We start from the raw sequence: 16,099 nt of genomic DNA on the forward strand, positions 1-16,099 counted from the left end.
AAAGCTTTCTCTTTTACTTTATTTATTCCTTAATACCCTTTCGCCTGCTTCATTGCTTCTTGCTTATTTTGAAATGCCTTATTTATACTTTCCTTTTTAGAAACTTCAGATAAACCGACATTCCACCAACTTCCCTCATAGCCATCTGACATTGTTTTTGGAAGAACTTTAATTTCAATTAATGTAGAATTTGGTTGTTTTTTCGCATCTTCAATAGCTAGTCTCAATTCATCAAGATTACTTATTTTATAGGTCTTAGCGCCGTAACCCTCTGCTACTTTTGCATAGTCTATGTTTAAAATTGTACCAGCTGCTGTTCTAAATTCTGTTCCTTGGTTTGCGCACCCGTTACCCATTTGTAGATTATTAATACAACCAAATCCAGAGTTATCAAATAGAATAATATTAATTTTTTTATTGTATTGAATAGCTGTAACAAGTTCCGAATGTAGCATTAAGAAACTCCCATCACCAACAAAGGCATACACTTCTTTATCTGGTTCGGCTAGACGTGCTCCTAATGCACCAGCAATTTCATACCCCATACAAGAGTAACCATATTCCAAGTGATACGTATTAGGAACGACCGGATTCCATAATCTTTGCATATCTCCTGGTAATGAACCAGCCGCCGAAACAACAATGGCGTCTTCATTAAGCGATTCATTTAATGCAACAAATACTTCTGTTTGCGTTAGTTCTGTCTGTAAAACATTTGCGTATTCGTTTAACTTTTCTTGTGAAAAATGTCCGTCTATTTCAGGAACAAAATCTTTCCGTTTAAATTGAACATTTGCTAAACGCTTTCTTTCATCTAGCCATTCCCTTTTTAATTTTTCTAATTGCGTACCATAATTTGCCTTATATCCTTCTAATAGTGGCGCTAACTCCTTTAGTGTCGCTTTGGCATCACCGACAACTTGAAATGCGTCTAACTTATATGCTTGCATACGACTTATATTAATGTTAAGGAATTGACTTTTTTCCAAATTAAACAACGTTTTAGAAGAAGTGGTGAAATCGGTATATCTTGTACCAATACCAATAATTAGATCTGCCTCTTTAACTACCTTATTTGCAGCAGATGTACCTAAAATTCCTAGTCCACCTAAATTATTTTTGAATTGCCACTCTACAGTCGATTTCCCAGCATGTGTTTCTACTAATGGAATATCATGTCGTTCTGAGATGTGGATTAATTCCTCTCTTGCTTCTGAGTACTTACAACCACCACCAACAACAATTACTGGTTGATGACTGTTTTTAATTCTTTCTACACTTCCTTCCATTTCACGCTTTGTAGGTACTGTACGGTTGATATAATGTACGCGTTTTTGAAAGAATTCAATTGGATAATCGTACGCTTCCCCTTCTACATCTTGAGGTAAGCAAATCGTAGCTGGCCCCATCGTAGCTGGATTGGTCATTACTTCAAACGCTCTGATCAAAGCAGACATTAGCTGTTCTGGTCTTTGAACGCGATCCCAATAACGCGAAACGGCTTTAAATGCGTCATTTGTTGAAATAGCAATGCTTGACTCTTGCTCTATTTGTTGTAATACTGGATCTGGCTGTCTTGTAGCAAATGTATCTGCTGGTAAGAATAAAACAGGAATCTGATTAGCCAAAGCTGTGCCGGCAGCTGTTATCATATTCGCTGATCCTGGTCCAGCTGAACTAGATAAAGCATAGATCTTTTTACGTAGGGATTGTTTAGAAAAAGCAATTGCTGCATGAGCCATCCCCTGTTCGTTTTTTCCCATAAAGGTTTTTAAGTGGCCTGCGTCTTCTTCTAAAGCTTCCCCAATTCCAAGAACATTGCCATGGCCATATATATGAAAGATACCTTCAACAAAAGGATGTTCTTTGCCATCAACAGATAAATACTGCTGGTTTAAAAACTTTATTAACGCCTGGGCAGTTGTTAAACGAATGGTTGCTACCATAAAATCTCCCCTCCATATCTATTGGGACTGATCGTTGATTAAATCCTCAATCTCTGAAACGGTTGGCATCGCTTCAGAAGAACTATGCTTACTAACAACAATCGCTGCTGCTGCACTAGCATATTTTAAAGCGGTTTCTACATCTTTCTCATTAAATAACGCATAAAGAAATGCAGAAGCATAAGCATCTCCAGCACCAAATGTCTTTAAAACTTTGGTCTTGTAAGCGTTTGCTTTATATTCTTTTCCCTCTTTACTATATGCAAAAGATCCTTCGACACCGTGTTTAATGACAATTAATTCAGGCTCATATTTAAATAATTCCTTTACAGTATCTTGATTATCTCCTGCTTCTTTTCCCTCTAACATATCAAATTCATCACGGGTACCGATGACAATATTCGATTTTTGTGCTACTAATGTGTAATAAGTGGATACTTCTTCCTCTGATTTCCATGTGTATGGACGGTAGTCGATTTCAAAGATAACTTTTACATTGTTTGCTTTTGCGTATTCAACAGCAGTTAATACAGCCTCTCGAGAAGGACTTTGTGCAAGAGCTGTTCCAGATACTAAAAGAACTTCAGACTCACGGATATATCTTTCTTCCACCTCTTGTGGTGTTAAATAAAGATCTGCTACATTATCTCTATACATTAAGATAGAACATTCACTAGGACTCTTAATTTCTGTAAAGGCTAACCCCGACTTCCTTCTTTCTTGATCCGACACCATTTGCGATGTATCTACACCTTTTCCAGCCATATAAGTCGTTATAAATCTTCCGTGCTGATCATCGGATACTTTTCCAATAAACCCAACATTTAGCCCTAAATTTGACGTCCCAATAGCAATATTTGCTGGAGAACCACCGACATACTTTTGAAAAGTCATAGTTTCTTCCATTGGCCGATTATATTCAACAGCATTTAAATCAATACACGCTCTACCAATAGCGATTATATCCATTTTTTTATTTCTTTTTTTTAACCTCATGCTCTTATCCTCCAATTTCCAATTAGAAAGTTTGTTCACCTAGTCACTACAGATAACTGTTTCCCATATGAAGAGTATATGTGTAATAAAATGAAGCTTTATCTTTCATGATTTACTGCTGTGCTAGAGGCGCTGTGATCTCCCACTTAGATTTGTTCAGCAAGCATCTCCAATTATTGAGATAATAATGTTACAGCGCCGTCCAGATATATTATCAATTCATCTACACCTATTTCTTAGGGGGATGAATGCGTATTACTTCCTCTTTAAAATCCACTCATGATCTAAATCGTTATGAAACTTCCAAATCTTTTTAGGACCAGCCATGACATTTAAATAATAGGAAGTGTAACCATCTGGCACTCCAACAGGGTGATAGCCTTTGGGAACGGAAACTACATCCCCATGCTCTACACTCATCGTTTCATCTAAAGAACGATCATCTGTATACACACGCTGGAACACAAAGCCTTGTTCAGGGTCTATTTCATGATAATACGTTTCCTCTAAAAATGATTCTTCTGGCAAATTATCCTGATCATGCTTGTGAGGAGGGTAACTTGAAAAATTACCCTCATCCGTATATACCTCTACAACTAGTAAACTACTAGATACAGCTGAACTATCTGGTAATATATTGTGTACCATTCTTTTATTCTGATATTTCCCTCGATGCTCTACAGAGTTATCAGCTGCCCGTATCACTTGAGCTTGCCGTTTTTCTGTTGCAGGTGCATAGCATAATGCTATCTTACAAGCACTTTTTGCAGCTATTTTTAATGTAGAATCCTTTGAAACATAAACACTATCTGTCGGTTTCTTTTCAAATACGGAATCGCGTGTTCCTAATTCTTCAAACAGTTGATCTCCTGTTTTTACAGAAGCCTTTCCTGTTAAAACAACAATACATACTTCTTTATCAGTCAATTCTTCAGCATAGGTCGCTTGTTCATCCAACTGAATGAGTTTAAATGCGACGTATTTTAAATCTGAATTTCTTTCATGAACATCTTGCAAAATAGTAACTCCAGAAACGTTATGATCGTTCGGTTTGTATTGCAACTTACTCATAACCATGCTCCTTTATTTAAAATCTTTTGTTGCATATCTAGCGGTAACCACTTTCTTATGTGTGTAGAATTCAACACCGTCTTTTCCATTGGCGTGCAATGTTCCATAAAAAGATGATTTCCACCCTGAAAATGGGAAGAATGCCATTGGTGCTGGAACACCTAAGTTAACTCCGAGCATACCCGCATCTATATTTTCACGGAAATAACGGATTGCATTTGCACTATTCGTGAACAAGCATGCACCATTAGCGAATACAGATTTATTGGCCAATTCTACTCCTGCTGCCAGATTCTTCACTTTCACAACACAAAGAACAGGCGCAAATAATTCCTCTTTCCAAATGGTCATTTCTGGAGTGACATCTGTAAATATAGTTGGACCGACAAAATATCCTTCACTTGGAATTCCTTCACGACCATCCAATACTAATGTAGCACCTTCGTCTACACCTTTTTGAATATAATCAAATGTTTTTTGCTGATGTTCTTTACGAATAACTGGCCCTAAAAACACCTCTTCATCTAATCCATTTCCCATTTTTAATTGTTTAGCTTCAGATGCCAGCTGTTCCATGAATGCATCATAAATACCTTCTTCTACTGCCACAACGGATGCAGCCATACATCTTTCACCAGCAGAACCATAAGCAGCAGCGATTACATTCCGAATCGTTTCATCTAAGTCTGCGTCATTTAAAACAATGGTATGGTTTTTAGCACCAGTTAAAGCTTGCACGCGCTTAAGATTTTCAGAACCTTTTTGGTAAACATACTTTCCAACAGGTTCTGACCCTACAAAAGATACTGCTTGTATTTCTGGATGTTCGAGTATTCCATTCACTACATCATGTGCACCATTTACAATTTGAAACACACCATCTGGAAGACCAGCTTCTTTAAACAATTCAGCTAATTTTTCTGTTAAAAGTGGCGTACGTTCGGATGGTTTCAAAATAAATGTGTTTCCACATGCAATGGCCATTGGGAACATCCAACAAGGCACCATCATTGGAAAATTGAAAGGTGAGATTCCGCCAACTACACCAATAGGGTAACGATAATTGGTCGCTTCTACATCGGTAGCAATGGATGATAATGAATCTCCCATTGTTAAAGAAGGTGCTCCAGCAGCAAATTCTACATTTTCAATTCCACGTTGCACTTCCCCTAGAGCTTCACTGTATGCCTTTCCATTTTCAATCGTTATTAAACGAGCAAGATCCTCCTTGTTTTCCATGAGTAACTGTTGGAACTTAAATAAGATACGTGCTCTTTTTGGTACAGCAGTGTTACTCCATGAATGAAAAGCTTCACTGGCTATTTCTACGGCTTCATCTAATTCTTTTTTTGTGGAAATAGGAACTCTTGCAACGACTTCCTCTGTTGCTGGATTTAAAACATCTTCAAAAGTTTTCGTTTCACTTCCAACCCATTTTCCATTCACAAAGTTTTTCAAAGTTCTAATTTCACCCATTATGAACACCTCTTTTTGAGTTTTATTGTTATCTTTTGATTAACATTTAGTTATATGTTGATTACAATTCAATATTATATTAAACTTATATTAAAGTCAAGGTTTGATCATTTATTATCATCACTTTATTATTAAAACATGGTTAACTGTTGATTAACTACTATGAAAATGGTATCTTGAAATACAATAATATGACTAAGGAGCGCTTAAAATGAAATTAAAAAGAATACAGGAAATTGAAGCTTACGTTCACGAAAACGGTAGTGCAAGCATTGATGAACTTTGTGATAAGTTTAATGTGTCTAAAAACACTATTCGTCGTGATATAAACAAAATTGTAGAAAATGGGACAATAAAAAAAGTCTATGGTGGAGTTGCTTCTGTTTCTAATCAGCTTAAACCCTACGAGCATCGCCACTCCAGCCATTCAGAAGAGAAAATAGCCATTGGTAAAGCCGCAGCGGCGGAAATTGAGGATAACGATCTTGTTTTTATTGATTCCGGTACAACAACTAGTTGTATAGGCGATTTTTTTGATCCGGAAAAAAGAGTAACCATCATTACCAATAACTTAAATATTATTAATAAAGCCGCTGAGTTAAGTAATTATCAGCTCATATTAATAGGTATGACATATAAACGTGCTACCAGATCTTTTGTCAATGTAGAGTCTTGGGAATACTTTAAACGCATCAATATTACCAAAAGCTTTATGGCAGCAACAGGACTTTCAATTGAACGCGGTGTTACGAATTCAGATTTACTAGAATATGATATTAAAAGCCGCATTGTCGAAAAGACGGATCGAAACATTCTGCTAGTCGATCATTCAAAATTCGATAAAGCCGCTTTAGTCACCTATTCAAATGTTGAAAAGTTTCATCAAATCATTACTTCAGATTCTATTCCAGAAAACTATAAAGTCTATTGTAAGGAGAAAGGTATTAAAATTAATTATGTCAATCAAAATAAAAGTCATTAAACTTCTAAAATCCCTTGCTCATCCGCCTTCATTTGCTAGGGGCTAATGTTATACATTCTGCCCTTTTCTTTCCCCTTACCCACGCTTCTTAAAATACGGCATTGTGTTGCTACTTTTTCAATTTTTACATGCTATTAGCTATATTTTCTCATCATCTCCATGCCATTTTTATATTACCAAAGTCTTTATAACCTAGAACGCCATCTCTTTCTCATACTATAACCCTAAAAATTTTATACTTTCCTATCGCAAAATAAAAAACATAACAGGATAAAGTGATTCTCAATCGGCGGGGTCTCACCCCACCGATTATCAGTAACCCAAGGATATCATCGCCTCTTAAGAAGGAAGTGACTTAGATGTTTTATGTACCACTTAGACTTGTACAGATTCGCATCTCCAATTCTTTGAGCGAGAGTGTTACAGCACCTTCTACCCGGGATAAATAGCACTTTATCTATTCTGTTACGTTTTTTGTATTAAATCTATAACTCACCATTTAAAAATTGTGCCTCACCAAATCCAAAGCTCCAATCGCTTGCACTGTTCGTCACAATTGAAACCATTACATCCTTCGAGTCCATACCGCAAATCTCATTCAATTCCTTGACAAGGAGGTTATAGAATAATTTCTTTTGCTTATCCGTTCGAGGTGTACTTCTTACAGAAATAGCCACAACTTCATCGCTTCTTTTAAATCCTAAGCCTGTATCTTCTATGATTAGTTCATGTTTGGGATGCTGATGAACTATTTGATATCTATCACCCTCAGGAACTTCAAATGCTTTAACAACAGCACGGTGAGATGCATCTAATAATAACTTGATTTCTTCTTCCGTCCTACCTTCTATCAAATCAAACGTAAGTAACGGCATATACCTTCCCCCCTATTGTTAATACCTTATTTTTATACGACATCTATAAGATTTAATTTTCTCCATTATCCACAAACAGAAAAAAATTATTGATATTTTTCTACTTTTATTGGAAGTCCAGTTAATAACGATTCTTTTGCCGCAGAAGCAATTCGCTGTGCCATGATGCCATCAACGAAGCCACAAGGAACTTCCTCATCGTTATTAATTGCTTCAAAAAACTGTTCTACCTCTTCAATAAAAGCATCATTATATCTTTCTAAAAAGAAGTGTAGCGGGTTACTACTTTTTACACCCTCTTTTAATAGAACCTCAACACTAGATTCTTTTTCATTATTTACTTTTGCTGATCCTTTTGACCCAAATGCCTCTAATTGCTGATCATATCCATATACAGCTTGTCGACTATTGTCAATAACACCTACTAAACCGTTTTCAAATTTTAAAGTAATTAATGCTGTGTCAATATCTTCATACTGCTTAATCTCTGGATTTATGAGCGCTCCACCTACCACATATACTTCTTCAACCTCAGAACCCGATATGAAACGGGCCATATCAAAATCATGAATACTCATATCCATAAATATACCACCAGAGTGAGATACATATTCCAAAGAGGGTGGTTCGGGATCTCGAGATTGAATCTTTAAAATATGCAAATCACCAATAGCTTTATTTTTTACCAACTCTTTCGTTTTTGCAAAGTTACGATCAAATCTTCTATTAAAGCCCAATTGAAACTTCACACCAGCTTGTTTTACTACCTTATGAGCTTTACACGTATTTTCATCCGAAAAGCATATCGGCTTTTCGCAAAAGATGTGCTTTCCTGCTTTTGCTGCTTCTGTGATAATTTGAACATGCAAACTGGTAGGAGCACATATAAAAACCACATTAATTTCTGGATCGCTTATAATATTTTTATAGTCTTTGGTTAAATTTTCCACTCCAGACTCAGAAAACCAATCTTTCATATGATCAGCCTGGGGATCTGATACTGTTTTCAGACGTACATTAGGCATATTTCTCATATTATTAATATGCAATCTCCCAATTCTTCCTGCTCCAATTACTCCTACTACATTCACTTTTTCTTTTTCCATGATTTGATATCCTCTCTCTTTTAGATATTTCATCGTTGTTATTTTCCTTTAATTAGCTAACACAACAGGCGAGAAAACAGTATACATAATTACCACTAATAACAAAGCTATGGCACTCACCCATTTCACATGTTTCCAAGGAGTCATATCAACCTTATTAAGATTTGCTTGGAATTGAAAAGGTTCTTTTAATGGATTTATTCTTGTTGACATCCATAAAACGAAACAATCTAATATAAATAAAACACTAAATATATAAAGATAGTTTATCTCAGCGAGCAACCCTTGAGCTGCAATATAAACAACAAGGTGGAAGGAGAAAGTAATTTTGGCCCCTTGCGCAGTAACTCGCTTGTTCCAAAAACCAAATAGAATAATAACTAGTAACGGCAAACTATATAACCCGTTAAACTCCTGTATAACGTTATATAAGCCAGTTGGTGCAAAAGCAATTAATGGCGCAATGATTATTGATATAAACCCAACAATGACGGTTACAATTTTCCCCATCCTAGCGACTTGTCTATCTGTTGCATCTTTATTAAAAATTGGCTTGTAAAAATCCAAAGAAAACAAAGTGGCCGTTGAGTTTAATGAACCAACAAATGAGCTTAATATTGCACCAAATATAACAGCCGCAAAGATGCCATATGCCCATTCAGGTAACACTGCCGAAACTAAACTCGGATAAGCGTCATCTTGATTAGCAATGCCTCCATCAAACATATTAAAAGCAACAATACCCGGTAATACTAGAAATAAGGCTCCAAAAACTTTAAAGAAAGCTACATAAAGCGCACCTTTTTGTCCTTCTTTCAAACTTTTTCCACCTAGCGCTTTTTGCACAATCATTTGATTACAACACCAAAAATATAAATTATTGAACAACATCCCTAACATTAAGGTAGGCCACGGGACATAATCAGAATCTATAGCGCCCCAAGCATTTAACTTTTCCGCTGTATTTTCACGAATAAAATGAACCCCGTCCATAGCGCTTCCATTTCCAAGTGTCACTATTCCCAAGATTAATATCAGTATACCTCCTGTAAGTAGACCAAATCCATAAATAGTATCACTAAAAGCACTTAATGAAAGCCCTCCCATTAAGAGGTATAAAACTCCTACAGCGCCAATAAAAGCTGCACAAATAGCAACTGCTATTAGTGGATCTACACCTAGGATTTCATCTATGTTAAACAACTTATTAAAAACCAAAGCTCCAGAATAAAGTACTACAGGCAAAAATGAAGTCAAGTACGTAAACATAAACAGTATGGAGATAAGCCTTTTTGTAAACGTATCATAGCGAATTTCAATAAAGTCAGAAATCGTATTTACGCCATACTTCATGTACCTCGGAAGAAAAACTAAAGCTAATAAAACAATCGCAATTGCAGAGGTGACCTCCCAAGCCATGACTTCCATACCAGCTGCATAACTTTGACCATTCTGTCCAACTAGTTGTTCTGTTGATAAGTTCGTCATAATGATTGTCCCTGCTATAGACAATCCCGTTAGACTATGACCTCCCATAAAAAATCCTTCTGCAGTAGAAATATCAATATTTCTACTTTTCCGCCATGCATAAAGCCATACTAGAGCTATAATGACAACAAATGTCACTAGGGCAAACGCATTCAATGTATCCCCCTCGTTTCTAACTTCTTTTAATGAAATTATTTAGATATTTCGATCATTTTTCCAGCGTCAACCGATTCTTGACAAGCATTCGCAATTACTGTACTTTCCAAACCATCGTATACAGTTATACCTGGTTGTTTCCCATCCTGAATACACAAAATAAATTCTTTCATCTCTCGGAAAAAGGCCTCTTTAAAACGTTCTGAAAAATGTTGCGAAGTAGGCCTTACCACTCCTTGATTATTAAAAATGGAAACTTGATTCTTTTCAGGTTCCTGCGCAATGCGCAGCATTCCTTTTGACCCTATTAGTTCCGTTTCCACATGATAACCGTGCGCCGCATTTCTACCGGCAACTAAAAGAGCCATTGTATCATCCTCTAATTGCATCATAGCGGCTCCAGTTTCTAAATCACCTAAATCATCTAATTCAGGATAAGTAGTATTCTTTCCAATTGCCCACACGCGTTTCACTTCTTTTCCAGAGAACCATCTGACTAAATCGATATCATGGATAGCCATGTCAGCGAATAGCCCACCACTTTTACTGTTTGTTGCAAATTTCACAAAATTTTCTAATTCAGAAGCTGGATCAATGCCATAACAGCGAATTAAAGTTAAATCACCAATTTCACCATTGTCTACCTTTTGTTTTGCGTATTGATAAGACTTATCATAACGTCTCATAAAGCCTAAGTGGAATATTTGTTTCGGATAACCTTCTACTACTTCAATCGTTTTTTCTATATCTTCTACTTCTACACCGATTGGCTTTTCACAAAATACATGCAGCCCTTTTTTCATAGCTAAACGGATATGTTCACCATGAAGCCCCGATGGAGAAGCAATCACTACTGCATCAATTTCAGCATCCAAGAGCATATTTTCAAAACTTGTATACGTTTTCTCCACACCTAGCTTTGTTTTTGCCATTTGGAGTTCTTCATCCACAAAACTACAAACAGCTACCAATACAGCTTCTGGAATTCTCTCCACAATATTTTCAGCATGAGTAAAACCCATTCTTCCTAAACCAACAATTCCCAAATTTATTTTCTTCAATTAGCTCCCAGCCCCTCCTGTGTCATAAATATTCGACTTATTTTAGATAGAATGATGAGATGACGCCAGAGAAAACTACTGTATAGATGCCAATGATTTATTTAAAGGCAATAATGTCTCATCAATGTACTTTTTTCCTTTTAAGGCATATTCTAAAGGATGCGCTTTATTAGGATCTTGTTCTGCTTCTATAATAATCCACCCTTCATATCCAGATGAAAGCAATTTTTTATAAACTGGGACAAAATCAATATTTCCATCACCAGGAACCGTGAACATTCCAGCTAAAAATGATTGTAAAAATGATTTCCCCTCTTTGTTACATTCCTCTTTTTCATCTTTACGAACATCTTTAAAATGAACATGTTTTATTCTATCTATATGCTTATTTAGTAGATGCATATATTCATCATCAGACACATAGATATGCCCTGTGTCATAAAGCAAATTCACATAATTTTGGTCTGTATTGTACATTAAACGATCGACCTCTTCTAGGGTTTGAATACCCGTTCCCATATGATGATGATAGACAAGTTTCAACTCATATTCATGCGCTACCTTACCAAGAAGATCTAATCCACTACATAAACGGTCCCATTCTCCATCTGAAAAAAACGGTTTTTCGGCAAATACATTCTTATCAGTTCCCTGAATGCTATACGTTTGTTCAGATACTACAGCGACATCTGCATTTACCGCATTTAAATATTCACAATGCTTACGAAATGCTTTTTCCGCCTCTTCGATACCATCTCGAATAATATAACTACTAAACCACTTACCAGCAATTCTTAATTTGCGAAGTTCCAATTCCTTATTTAATACTTCTGCTTCCGGAAAGAAGCCTCCCACTTCTGTTCCTGCATAATCAGCAACAGCAATGTCACTTAAAACATGTGATAGCGTGTTTTCTGCTCCAATTTCAGGAATGTCATCATTTCTCCAACCAATCGGTGCGATTCCCCATGCAATATTCGTCATTAAAATTACACCCTTCCATATTTTATTAATAAAGTTAACCAATAACTTGTTAATTATATCCTTATAAAAGTAAAAACAACAACTTAATATCATATCTTGGTTAAGTATTGGTTATGTTTGATTACATTATATATTTAAAAGCGTTTACAGTCAATAATTTCTTTGTGACATATTAATGTATAACAAGGTGTATTAAAATTTCTGTATAATTTGGTTGTTTTTTGGTATTATTTTGATTAAGTACAACTATAATGTAGACATAGGTGATCATCATTATAAAACCCATTGATTCACTCCACATTAGAAAAACTTGGCTTGTCGCCAAGTCTTATGGTGAATGGCGTAGTTTTTCTTATACTATAAACCTATAGACTTTTATACTTTCCTATAGTGGAACAAAGGCACAAGCACCCGTTTAGCAACGTAGCGAGTGGAACGAAACAACTGAAGTTTTAGGAACCATGCCACTAAATCAGGGGTATGCCGACGCCCTAAGGCAAGCCCGTTTTTTAGTCGTCCTCAATATTTAGCACGAACCGATGGTGACTTAGCTTAGGGCAATGAAGTGAAGTCGCCTAGTTGGTGGGCACTGGAGCCGGACGGGGCTCATTCGGTTATTTGGTTACGCCATAGCATCAAATTTTATACTTTCTTATCTTTTAAAAAAAGCTTGGCTTATCGCCAAGCTTTTTTATATATAGAGGCTAAAAATGAAAATGTAACGTCTGCTAAATCTTAGAAAACTTGTTGAAAGCCGCTTATTAGGCTTTTTTTTACCTCAAATTTGATAATTTTAATCCTAAAGTTACCTTACCTTTTCAAAAGAAATATTGGTGCCTTCTTCCTTAATTATTCACACTTCCATATCCAACGTCTCATCCATACGCACTCTAGCAACTACACCAGCTAAAAATGGCAATAAAGCTACCATTCCTATCGCCCAGCCGACCCCCATCACATCAGCTATGAGTCCAGCTAGTAACGCACCAAAAGCATAGCCGCTATCTCGCCAAAACCGATACACCCCCATTGAAGAAGCTCTCCAGTTAGGTGCAGCGACATCACCAATAGCAGCTTGCAACGTCGGATAAACCATTGCCGTTCCTAAACCTAATATTAAAGCTCCAGCGACCCATAGTGAAAAACTGCTAACTAGCAAAATAAACCACAGCGCAATAGCTTGTATCCACATGCCATAAGTAATTAATTTCTTTCTACCAATTTTATCACTTAATATTCCTGTAAATAATTGAAAAAACCCCCATGCAGCTGGGTATAATGCAACTATGGTTCCAGTTTGCGCTACCGATAATCCAACAGAAGTAAAATATAATGGGAACAACCCCCATGCCATTCCATCTTTGAGATTAGTAGATAGACCTGAAAAGCTAATAGCTGAAAGATTCTTGTCCTGCCATGTAGTTAATTGAAAGATTTTTCTCGATGATAAATCTCCTCCACTATTTGTCATAGCTGCGCTTTGCTTCATTTGTAACTCTATATGATGCCTTGTATCTCTCACAGTTAATGATAACAGTATCCCTACCACCGAAATTCCTATTCCGATATAAAATGGCTCGGGTCTCAAAGAATAAGTAGAAGCGACATAACCTGAAATAGCTGCCAATAAAGCTACTCCAGAATAACCAGCGAATTCATTTAACCCCACTGCTGTTCCTCTTTCATTCGACTTGGAAAGATCAATTTTCATATTAACCGTCATGGACCAAGCCAATCCTTGATTAATTCCCAGTAAGATATTGGCAAAAACGATAACCCACCATGCATGCGCAAAAATAATCAACATAGGAACAGATAAACCAACGATCCAACCAAGTAATAACACCTGCTTACGACCAAATCGATCTGCTATATGACCAGCAAAATAATTTACGATCGCCTTAGAAAAACCAAAGCTGATAATAAAAGACAACGCAGCACTTGTTGATGCCAGTCCGAATTGATCTTCGCCTATAATCGGCAAAACGGTTCTTTCTATCCCAACCATTGAACCAACAAACAAGTTCGTAATTACTAATAAGAAAAACTGAACATAATTCTCCTTCATTCCTAGCTTGAATTCACTCATTTTATTCACCTTTGCTTTCTAAAAATTCAGGTATTCGCCAATTCTTTTAGCGAAAGCCGTAGTTCTTCTTATACTAGACCTTTAGACTTTTGTACTTTCCTATCGTACAAGAAGGGGCTGTTGCACAATCAGGTAATTGATTGTGTAACAGCTTTTTTGTGTATACACAAAAAAACAGACCACAAAGGGCCTGTTCTCATGTATTATTGATTTATGACAAATAAAAGAATAATACAAGCCCAGTATACGCAAACTGCAGCAAATTATCAATTATATTTACCGATGGATGTAGAAGAAATGATTCCTATGGATGATTCGGTCCGGCTCCACTGCCTCTTATGTGAAAGGATGGATTATAGAGAACTACTACAGGCATACGCTTCCAAAGGGAGAAAACCAGCAGTCGATCCAGTCATTCTATTTAAGGTCATTACCTACGCAGCCTCGCAAAAAATCTACTCTTCCCGAGGGATAGAAAAAGCATGTCGTCGGGATATCAATTTCCGTTGGCTTCTTCAAGGGTATGCAGCTCCTGATCATTCTACTATCAGTCGTTTCAAGCAAAAATATCTGACCGATACGGTGATGGAACAGCTCTTCTTTCAACAAGTCGTGTGGCTTTATCAACAAGAAGCGATTACCGGTGAAACCATCTATATCGATGGCACCAAAATCGAAGCGTATGCCAACCGGTATTCTTTCGTATGGAAAAAGGCAATCACCAAACATGAAGCCAAGATGTATACCAAATGGCAAGCCCTGCTGGAACAGATCAATACAACATACTGTCAGATTTTCACCAGTCCTTACGAGACTTTTTTAGAAGATTTGAAAAAAGTGCTTGTTTTCCTGGAGAAAGTAAAAGCGAAAGAAAACATCACGTTCGTTTATGGAAAGGGGAAAAGAAAAACGGTCCTTCAACGTTATCATGAACAAGTAAAGGAAATGCTTCAACGTAAAGAACACTACGATACTTCCAATCAGATTATGGGAGAGAAACGAAACAGTTATTCTAAAACAGACCATAATGCCACGTTTATGCGAATGAAAGATGATCCTATGAAGAATGGTCAACTCAAACCAGCTTATAATGTCCAAGCTGCCGTGGATGCGGAATTTATCGTTGGGATCAATGCGTTTTCCGATCGAAACGACACAACAACATTGATTCCAATGCTTCAATACGTAAAGGAACATCTTCCCTTTACCTATCGCAACATCGTCGCAGATTCTGGATATGAAAGCGAAGAAAATTACGTGTATTTAAAGAAGCAAAAACAGACGGCCTATATCAAGCCGCAAAATCATGAACGCAAGAAAAAAGCTTCTTTCAAAAAGGACATCAGACACCGAGAAAACATGGCTTATGATAAAAGCACAGATACCTATACCTGTGCCAATAACCAGCAGCTGCATGCCATAAGAAACTATACGCGAACCTCGCAGACTGGCTATCAATCTCAGGTAACCGTCTACGAATGTGAAGATTGTACAGGTTGTCCGCTCAAAGAAAAATGTACAAAAGCGAAAGGGAATCGCCAACTGCATGTAGCCAAGGAATTTCTGGCATACCGGGAAACAGCGCAAGAAAATATTCTAACAGAAACAGGCACACTTTACCGTATGAATCGCTCCATTCAAGTGGAAGGAACGTTCGGCGTATTGAAGGAAGATTATCATTTGAAGAAATTTCGTACGCGAGGAACAGGCAATGTACGAAACGAACTTTTAATCCTGGCATTTGGTTATAATCTCAATAAAATACATACGAAAATTCAAGCTAATCGCCTAAACCTCTATTATCATCCATTAAAGACAGCTTAAAAAAAAAAAAGGCGAGGCTTATTTAAGTGCGTCAAAAACCGATTA

At 36.8% G+C, this 16,099-nt stretch carries 12 protein-coding genes; 2 read left to right on the forward strand and 10 right to left on the reverse strand.

The genetic code is table 11. The annotated features are described in order from the left end of the window. Positions 1-29: 29 nt before the first annotated feature. From iolD to B2C77_RS16135, 4 genes are all read right to left on the reverse strand, one after another. Positions 30-1,946: a 3D-(3,5/4)-trihydroxycyclohexane-1,2-dione acylhydrolase (decyclizing) gene (gene iolD, locus B2C77_RS16120; RefSeq protein ID WP_077705961.1), complete on the reverse strand. Its 1,917-nt coding sequence runs from the start codon at positions 1,944-1,946 to the stop codon at positions 30-32. Between the two features lie 18 nt (positions 1,947-1,964). Next, positions 1,965-2,942: a 5-dehydro-2-deoxygluconokinase gene (iolC, locus tag B2C77_RS16125; protein ID WP_077705963.1), complete on the reverse strand. Its 978-nt coding sequence runs from the start codon at positions 2,940-2,942 to the stop codon at positions 1,965-1,967. A gap of 255 nt (positions 2,943-3,197) precedes the next feature. Continuing rightward, positions 3,198-4,013, reverse strand: a complete 816-nt coding sequence (iolB, locus tag B2C77_RS16130) for a 5-deoxy-glucuronate isomerase (RefSeq protein ID WP_077705966.1) — start codon at positions 4,011-4,013, stop codon at positions 3,198-3,200. Between the two features lie 12 nt (positions 4,014-4,025). Next, positions 4,026-5,489 (reverse strand): CoA-acylating methylmalonate-semialdehyde dehydrogenase, encoded by a 1,464-nt coding sequence (locus tag B2C77_RS16135; RefSeq protein ID WP_077705968.1) that lies wholly within the window; start codon positions 5,487-5,489, stop codon positions 4,026-4,028. 211 nt (positions 5,490-5,700) lie between these two features. Between B2C77_RS16135 and B2C77_RS16140 the strand changes: the two genes are divergently transcribed. Next, positions 5,701-6,471 (forward strand): DeoR/GlpR family DNA-binding transcription regulator, encoded by a 771-nt coding sequence (locus B2C77_RS16140; RefSeq protein ID WP_077705971.1) that lies wholly within the window; start codon positions 5,701-5,703, stop codon positions 6,469-6,471. A gap of 485 nt (positions 6,472-6,956) precedes the next feature. Here the strand turns inward: B2C77_RS16140 and B2C77_RS16145 are convergent, their stop codons facing one another. From B2C77_RS16145 to B2C77_RS16170, 6 genes are all read right to left on the reverse strand, one after another. Beyond that, positions 6,957-7,346 carry a tautomerase family protein gene (locus tag B2C77_RS16145; RefSeq protein ID WP_077705974.1) on the reverse strand — a complete coding sequence of 130 codons (390 nt, stop codon included), beginning with the start codon at positions 7,344-7,346 and terminating at the stop codon, positions 6,957-6,959. A gap of 86 nt (positions 7,347-7,432) precedes the next feature. Continuing rightward, on the reverse strand, positions 7,433-8,485 hold the full coding sequence (gene iolG, locus B2C77_RS16150) for an inositol 2-dehydrogenase (protein WP_237342781.1): 1,053 nt from the start codon (positions 8,483-8,485) through the stop codon (positions 7,433-7,435). 15 nt (positions 8,486-8,500) lie between these two features. Beyond that, positions 8,501-10,096, reverse strand: a complete 1,596-nt coding sequence (locus B2C77_RS16155; RefSeq protein ID WP_077705977.1) for a solute:sodium symporter family transporter — start codon at positions 10,094-10,096, stop codon at positions 8,501-8,503. Positions 10,097-10,131: 35 nt separating this feature from the next. Next, positions 10,132-11,157 (reverse strand): inositol 2-dehydrogenase, encoded by a 1,026-nt coding sequence (iolG, locus tag B2C77_RS16160; protein WP_077705980.1) that lies wholly within the window; start codon positions 11,155-11,157, stop codon positions 10,132-10,134. 75 nt (positions 11,158-11,232) lie between these two features. After that, positions 11,233-12,141, reverse strand: coding sequence for a myo-inosose-2 dehydratase (gene iolE / locus B2C77_RS16165; RefSeq protein ID WP_077705983.1), 909 nt, complete (start codon positions 12,139-12,141; stop codon positions 11,233-11,235). 853 nt (positions 12,142-12,994) lie between these two features. Beyond that, complete coding sequence (locus B2C77_RS16170; RefSeq protein ID WP_073008844.1) at positions 12,995-14,230, reverse strand: MFS transporter; 1,236 nt, start codon at positions 14,228-14,230, stop codon at positions 12,995-12,997. A gap of 213 nt (positions 14,231-14,443) precedes the next feature. On the opposite strand from B2C77_RS16170, the gene B2C77_RS16175 reads away from it, so the two are divergent. After that, complete coding sequence (locus B2C77_RS16175) at positions 14,444-16,054, forward strand: IS1182 family transposase (RefSeq protein WP_077705985.1); 1,611 nt, start codon at positions 14,444-14,446, stop codon at positions 16,052-16,054. Positions 16,055-16,099 lie beyond the last annotated feature (45 nt).

The sequence above is a fragment of the Virgibacillus dokdonensis genome (genome assembly GCF_900166595.1).
Lineage (GTDB): Bacteria > Bacillota > Bacilli > Bacillales > Amphibacillaceae > Virgibacillus > Virgibacillus dokdonensis.